This window comes from Mycoplasma leonicaptivi ATCC 49890 (assembly GCF_000622205.1).
Classification (GTDB): Bacteria; Bacillota_I; Bacilli_A; order Mycoplasmatales; family Metamycoplasmataceae; genus Mycoplasmopsis; species Mycoplasmopsis leonicaptivi.
On the sequence record NZ_JHWE01000045.1, the window covers coordinates 1 to 7,456 of the forward strand.

A 7,456-nucleotide genomic window follows, 5' to 3' on the forward strand; every position below is an offset into this window, starting at 1 on the left:
ATTAAATTCTGTTTTCTTTTTCATAAAAAAATCTCCTAATATAAATATTTTAAATTAAATATTTGCTATTAAGAGAATTTACACAAAATAATCTACGCTTCCGAATATTTTGATTCGGTATAATAAAAACTGAATTATTAAACGATTTAGATTATTCAGAAATTACTTTTGAAGAATTAAATATTAAAATAAAAGAATATGTTGATTGATATAATGAAGAGAGAATTCAATCAAATTTAGAATGAAAAACACCACAGCAAACTGCTATGATGTTATAATTTATAAAAATGTTAATTTTTTGTGTCCATGTTTATTAAAACATAGATTTTTTTAATAATTTGAATTTAACAATAATACTAAATATTTAAACTTGTTGTGTGTCACTTGAAGGATCTTGTGATTTAGTTTTTTTTGTATTAAGATAAATTTTTTCAATTAACTCATCTTTTGTCATCTCTTGATATCCAAAAATATTTAGTTTTTGTGCTATTAAATGTAGTCTTTCAATAGATAAATTTGAAAGTTTTTCAATTTCTTGTTTTTTCTTAGAAATATTACTTGAAGTTTTTTTTGTTATATCTTCATTATTTGTAGTTTGGGTATTTTTATCAAAATTCATGAAACTATTTAAGTTTCCAGTAAAATCCTGTAGGTTGCTTGTAAAATTTGGATCTTCTTGATAATTTTTAATAAACTCAGCGAAGTTTTTTTCTTGTTCTTTTATCTTTGCACGGAAAGATTGTGAAACAAATAAAAATCTAATTCTTGAAACAATATAACCGAAAACTAAACCTGTTATTACTCATAGGATTGTTTCTGCAATATTCAGTCCATAAAATATTTTTTGTATTTGATTAGTTGGTAAATTACCTCTACCACCAAATATTAATACAATTGCTAATAATATACCATAAAATCTTGTAGCAAAAAGAACACCACTAGAAATGAACTGAAAATCTTTCTTTTTATATGAAATATAAATTGATTTTCAGTAAAAAAGAATTATTAAGAAATTTGCAAAAGTGAAAAACGATGATGATAATATTAATGAATTGTAAGAAGCACTAAAATTTTGGGCTTCTTGTGCATTTTTTGCAGTTTTATTAAATTCTTCTATAAAAACATGTTTGTATACAGACATTAAAATTGGATAAATAATACTAAATATAAATATTAAAGATAATATAACGCCAAAAAGAATAATTCAAATTCTAAAATGAGATTTTTCTTTTGATCATAGTTTTCCGTTATTTATATCATCATTTTTTATGTCTTTAAAAAGATTGATCATTGTCACCTCTTTCATTTTTAATAAATTCAGAAAAATTAAAATTTGATTCTTGCTTCATAATTTCTGGTAAATCTGAAAAGAATAACATTTTTTTATGAGTAACTGGATGTTGAAATTCAATTGAATATGCATGTAATCTTTGCCCAAATTCATCTATACTTTTTCCATACACAGGATCACCATAAATTGGATTTCCAATATATTGCATATGAACTCTAATTTGGTGTGTTCTTCCTGTTTCTAATTCACATTTTACTAATGATTTTGGTTGATTATTTAAATAAAAACTATTAAGAAGTGTAACATTAGTAATAGCATTTTTACTATTTGTATTTGTAATAGCCATTTTTTGTCTATCTTTATTTGAACGACCTATTGGTAAGTTTAACTTTAGTCTTTTATCTTCTAAAATACCATCACAAATTGCTATATATTCTCTTTTGATGCTGTGTGTACTAAATTTGTCAGAAAGTAATTTATGTACTTCATTATTCTTGGCAATAATTAATAATCCACTTGTATCTTTATCAATTCTGTGTACAATACCAGGTCTTAATAAACCATTTTCGTTTGATAAATTATTTTTAAAATGATACAAAAGACCATTTACTAATGTATTTTGATGATGACCTGGTGAAGGATGGACTACCATTCCGCTTGGTTTATCTATAACGCATATGTATTCATCATCATAAACAATATTTAAGTCCATTTTTTCAGGGTTAATATGAATAGTTTTATCAATTATCTTTATTATATTAATAATTTGTCCTTCATGTACTTCAAATTTTGGCTTATTAATTTTTACATTATTTACTAAAACTGCACCTTCAAGGATTAATTGCTTTATATCATTTCTTGAAATATCTGAATTATTTGTAACATATTTATCAATTCTGTCTTTGTACTTTACTTCTATTTGTAACATATTTGAAATTATATCAAAAATAAAATTTTAACTCATTATATATAAATTAGGTATATTTAAATATACCTAATTTATATATGTTTGGTATTAAATTTAATTGATCCTTACATCTTCAAAAAATTCTAAAACATCATCTTCTTCAATATCATTAAAGTTTTTAATGTGTGTTCCAAAATCCTTACCTTTAACAACTTCTTTAGTATCATTTAATTCTCTTCTTAAAGAATCAATCACACCTTCGTGAATTAATTTACCTTTTCTGTATACTTTTACCTTAGATTTTTCCTTAACAACACCTGAATCTTGCATACACCCAGCAATTTTTCCAACTTTTGAATAAAAGAAAACTTTAATAATGTGTGCCTCACCAATTTTTCTTTCTTCATAAATTGGTGTTTTTTCACCATCAAGCATTAAATTACAGTCATCAACAATTTTATAAATAACATTATGTTCAATTAAAGATATACCTTGTGATTGAGCATTTTGTTTCATAGTTGATGGTGTTTTTAAATTAAAAACAAAAATTGTTGCATTTGATGCTTGTGATAACAATAAATCACTTCCACTTACATGACCAGCACTTGCTGAAATAACTTTAATTACAGCATCACTGTTTTCTAAATTATTAACTTGTTCTTTAATAGCTTCAGCAGTACCATGAACATCACTTTTTATAATAATATTAATAATTTTTTTACCTTCAGCATTTACTGCTGTTAAACTTTTATCGTGTAATAAATTCATTTTATCAGAAAAAGCTTTTTCATTTGCGAGTTTTTTGGCAAATTTTTCATCATTAAAACCAACAAACTTATCACCAGCATCAGGTGCATAGTTTAAACCTGTTATAATACCAGGTGCACCTGGTATTACTTTTTCAATTGCATTACCATTAGCATCAGTTAAAGTTCTTATTCTACCATATTTAGAACCAGCAACAATAAAATCACCCTTCATTAAGGTTCCATTTTCAACAATAACTGTTGAAACTGCTCCAGAACCTTTGTCAATTCTTGATTCAATAACAGTACCAATTGGATATCTATTTGGATTAGCTTTCAGTTCCATAATTTCTGCTAAAAGCATAATTTGATCAAATAATTCAGTAATTCCTTCGCCTTTAATTGCAGAACCATAAACAATTTGTGTATTTCCACCATATTCCTCAATAACAACATCTACTTCTGCTAATTCACCTTTAATACGATCTAAATCTTTATTTGGTTTATCCATTTTATTAACAAAAACAATAATTGGAACATTCGCTGATTTTGCATGAGCAATTGCTTCTTTTGTTTGAGGCATAACACCATCGTCAGCCGCAACAACCAAAATAATAATATCGGTTACTTTTGCACCTCTTGCACGCATTTTTGTAAATGCTTCATGACCAGGGGTATCTAAGAAAGTAATTTTATCCTTTTTATGTGTTATTTGATATGCACCTGTATGCTGTGTTATTCCGCTTGATTCTGTTGCAACAATATTTGAATGTCTTATCTTATCAATCAATGTTGTTTTACCATGGTCGACATGTCCCATAACAGCGATAATTGGACTTCTTTTTATAAGGTCTTCTTTTTTATCTTCAAAGAAAACTTCATCTAAAAAATTGGAACCATCAACATTAGTCTCTTTTTGAAATTCATATCCATTATCAATACATATTTCAGCAATTTCTTCTTCATCTAATATATGGTTTAAATTATACATTTTACCTTTTAAGAAGAATTTTTTAATTATATCATTAGGATTAATTTTTGTAGCTTGTGAAAAATCACTAATTGACATTTTATTAGTAAACACAAAAACACCATCCTTTAATTCTGTTTTTGTGTTTTGCAATTGTTGTTTTATATCATCAACATTGCTTATTCTGTTTGTTTTTTTTGCCATAATTCCTCCTCCTGTAATTGTTGTTCAATTGTATTATAAACTTCCATATCCACATTAGTGCGAAATGTTCTGTTTAAAGCTTTTGTTTTTTTTAGTTTTAATCAATTTTCTTGTGTTGGAATAAAATAAGCACCTCTACCTTTTTTAGATTTATTTAAATCTAAAGTTATTAAATTATCTTTTTTATTATAATCAAAACGTATTAAATTATCAATATTTATAATGTTATTTGTAACAATACACTTTCTTGTGTAATTTTGATTAGTTTCAGTCTTCATCTTTAATGTCACCTAAATCTAGATTTTGATCTAAACCATAATTTGCTAAATCATTATCCATTTTAAAATCTTTAATTTTTTTATATTCTGAAACAATTTTATTTGAATTTTTAGATTTTGAAGGTTTTTTAATTTCTGTTTCTGTTTCATTTGAAATTTCGTATTCGTCTAATTCATCTTCTGCAATAAATTCTGCTTCTATTTCTGAATTAATTTCGTTTATAAAATCAAAATTTCCTTCAATCACTAATGAATCATCATAATCATTATTGATTTTATCAAAAAGATCATCCATTTCATCTTTTTGAATTCTATTTGAAATTTTAGAAACAGAAGATTTTTCTTTTTTATTCTTATTATCAAGCCTTTCTTGCTCGAGTCTTGTTCTTTCGGCCTCTATATCGTTTTCTAATTCAGCAAACGCGCTTTGAATATCAAAATCTAAGTTTGACATATCTAATTCTTGTGAACTTAAATATGAATTAAATTTAGAACGTTTAAATGATTGTTTTTCTTTGAATAAAGGTTTATCAATTTCTTTAAATTCTTTTTTAAGTTTTTCTCTTTTAAATGGTAAATTAGATTTAATAGCATTTGAAACTGTTATTAATTCTAATTTTATACCAACAAGTTTTGATGCACAATCAAGATTTGTTTTTTTAATACCAAATGCTCTTTTTATATCTTCATCTTTTATGACAACATAAGCTGATTGTAAATCTTTTTTAACCAAAACATCAACTGGTTTAACAGGTGATAATGCATTAGAAATATATTCTCTAAGATCATCAGAATATCTTATAATTTCAACTTTTTCACCAAGTTTTTCTGATACGGAAGAAATTCTTGAACCCTCTTCACCAAACATCGAACTAATAATATCAAAATCAAAATTTCTTTCAGGATTTGGTCTTACTGATACTTTTGTTCTTACACCCGCAATTCTTTGAATTTTAACAATTTCAATATCACCATTTTCTATTTCACTAATTTCATTTTGTAATGTTTTTTCAACTTGTATTGGTTGAATCATTGAAACTTCTAAACTTGTGTTTTCTTCAGCGTTTACATTTTCTAAAATCACTTCAACATTAAGTCCTGGTTGTAAATTAATTGATCTATTAATTTTATTTTTTGGTAAAAATGCCTTAAAGGTATCAACTCCATCAATTATTTCAAGACTAAAACCTTTTCTGCCAACTGTATGATTAACTTTTGCATTAAATTTTAATCCTATTTTGTCTTTAAAAATTTCTAAAATTCTATTTTTTCTAGCATTTTTTATTTCTTGTCTTAAACATTGTTCAATTGTTTTTTTTGTTTTTAATGGTAAATTATCAAAAGTAAATTTAATAACAAAATTATCACCTACTTTAACTTTTGAATCAATTAGTTTTGCTGAATTTTCTTCAATAAAAGAAATTTTTTCAACAATTGGTGATTTTTCTTCAACATCACTAACTTCAATAGATCCATCTTCAACTACTTGACCATTTTGATTAATAAATCACGCTTCTTGAAGTTTGTGATCATATTCAACAGATATTTCCGCATCTGGATCAAATGTTTTTGTAATAACTTTTTCAACTTCGTTTTTAAAAATTTCCACAACTTCTATAAATGATATTTTTTCAATTTCTGCATATGTTTTTAATGTTGCATAAAATAATGAATTAATATTTGTATTTTTATTTTTTTGATTAGACATTTTACTCCTTAAAATTTGATAAATTTTTCAATACTTTGTATATTAGATTTTAAAATATTAATTTTTCTTATTTGTCCTTTTTTGTTTCACTGCACTTTAATTTGATCTTCACTATTTTCAAGTAATTTTACAATAAACACATTATTACCTTCAATACTTTTAATAGTTTTTATTTTAATATCTTGTGAGATATAATTTTCTAAATCTACAAGTTGAATATTTAAATCACTTCCTTTTGATAAAACTTCTAAATTATATTCATCTTTAAACCAACTTTGCGTTTCGAGAAAACTACTTATTTCCCTGCTAATTTGTTCAACTTTTGATAAATCAATAAATGTTGTTACAACTTCTAAAGTTTCACCAAACTCATTATTAACCATTTTTGCAGACAAAATTACATTATTAAATTGTTTATTTAAAATATTTGTATAATCCATAAAACCCCTTAAATAAAATATTAAAGAGTTGCATAAATGCAACTCTTCATTATGTACTACAACGAATGAAAACATTATATCAAAAAGTATAAAAATACTAACTAATATTTTGTGTTATTTACACGAAAATTGAATATTTATGAACTTTATAAATATTTTATTCTTTTTTCTAAAGTTTAAAATTTTATAATTAAATTAATTATTAATATTTAATAATTCTTCTAGTGTCTTTTTATCAGATATTTGATCCACTTCCTTTTTTCAAATTTTTATAAATTTATCAGAAACTAAAAGTCTTCCTGAGTTAGGATTGAATTGTTTTGATCAATTTCTATTGTCTTGTTTATGTTCATTTGAAAAGTTAATTTCTTCTAAATAAAAAGACTTTATTGTATAAACATGGACACAAAAAATTAACATTTTTATAAATTATAACATCATAGCGGTTTGCTGTGGTGTTTTTCATTCTAAATTTTATTGAATTCTCTCTTCATTATATCAATCAACATATTCTTTTATTTTAATATTTAATTCTTCAAAAGTAATTTCTGAATAATCTAAATCGTTTAATAATTCAGTTTTTATTACACCGAATCAATATTCAATTTCACGATTATCAAAAGAGTTTCCTACCCTAGAAAGCGAAACTTTACCATTAGATTTTTTGACTTTATTAATATATTCTTGATTTGTGTACTGAAAACCATGATCAGAATGTATTATAAAATTTGAATAATTCTTTTTTGTTAAATCTTCTAAGTTTTGAATGACTAAATCTAAGTTGTTACTTTTTGACAACTTAAAACCAATAATTTCTTTTGTTCTATGTGATAAAATAGCAGATAAATATACATAAGATTCTAAAACATCTTTTGGAGATTTTATATATGAAACATCAGTAGCAAAAATATT

General features: G+C 24.4%; 9 protein-coding genes. 1 reads left to right on the plus strand and 8 read right to left on the minus strand.

Features of this window, described 5'->3' with window-relative positions:
- The first annotated feature begins 62 nt into the window (after positions 1-62).
- Entirely contained in the window at positions 63-278 is a 216-nt protein-coding gene (locus BU00_RS04615; RefSeq protein WP_036458996.1) for an IS3 family transposase, read from the plus strand.
- 86 nt (positions 279-364) lie between these two features.
- On the opposite strand, the gene BU00_RS0102860 is transcribed toward BU00_RS04615, so the two are convergent.
- The 8 genes from BU00_RS0102860 to BU00_RS04620 all read right to left on the minus strand — a co-directional run.
- On the minus strand, positions 365-1,291 hold the full coding sequence (locus tag BU00_RS0102860) for a Rho termination factor N-terminal domain-containing protein (RefSeq protein ID WP_027121408.1): 927 nt from the start codon (positions 1,289-1,291) through the stop codon (positions 365-367).
- On the minus strand, positions 1,275-2,219 hold the full coding sequence (locus BU00_RS0102865; RefSeq protein WP_027121409.1) for an RluA family pseudouridine synthase: 945 nt from the start codon (positions 2,217-2,219) through the stop codon (positions 1,275-1,277). Before BU00_RS0102865 ends, BU00_RS0102860 begins: the two co-directional genes overlap by 17 nt.
- A gap of 93 nt (positions 2,220-2,312) precedes the next feature.
- Positions 2,313-4,118: a translation initiation factor IF-2 gene (gene infB / locus BU00_RS0102870; protein ID WP_027121410.1), complete on the minus strand. Its 1,806-nt coding sequence runs from the start codon at positions 4,116-4,118 to the stop codon at positions 2,313-2,315.
- Positions 4,094-4,396 carry a YlxR family protein gene (locus BU00_RS0102875; RefSeq protein WP_027121411.1) on the minus strand — a complete coding sequence of 101 codons (303 nt, stop codon included), beginning with the start codon at positions 4,394-4,396 and terminating at the stop codon, positions 4,094-4,096. Before BU00_RS0102875 ends, infB begins: the two co-directional genes overlap by 25 nt.
- Positions 4,380-6,104: a NusA N-terminal domain-containing protein gene (locus tag BU00_RS0102880; protein ID WP_036458998.1), complete on the minus strand. Its 1,725-nt coding sequence runs from the start codon at positions 6,102-6,104 to the stop codon at positions 4,380-4,382. Before BU00_RS0102880 ends, BU00_RS0102875 begins: the two co-directional genes overlap by 17 nt.
- 8 nt (positions 6,105-6,112) lie before the next feature.
- Positions 6,113-6,544 (minus strand): ribosome assembly cofactor RimP, encoded by a 432-nt coding sequence (locus BU00_RS0102885; RefSeq protein ID WP_027121413.1) that lies wholly within the window; start codon positions 6,542-6,544, stop codon positions 6,113-6,115.
- Between the two features lie 195 nt (positions 6,545-6,739).
- Positions 6,740-6,964, minus strand: a complete 225-nt coding sequence (locus BU00_RS0102890; RefSeq protein WP_027121414.1) for a hypothetical protein — start codon at positions 6,962-6,964, stop codon at positions 6,740-6,742.
- Between the two features lie 54 nt (positions 6,965-7,018).
- Positions 7,019-7,456, minus strand: a 438-nt coding sequence (locus tag BU00_RS04620) for a DDE-type integrase/transposase/recombinase (RefSeq protein ID WP_156926438.1), incomplete at its 5' end; no start/stop codon positions are given.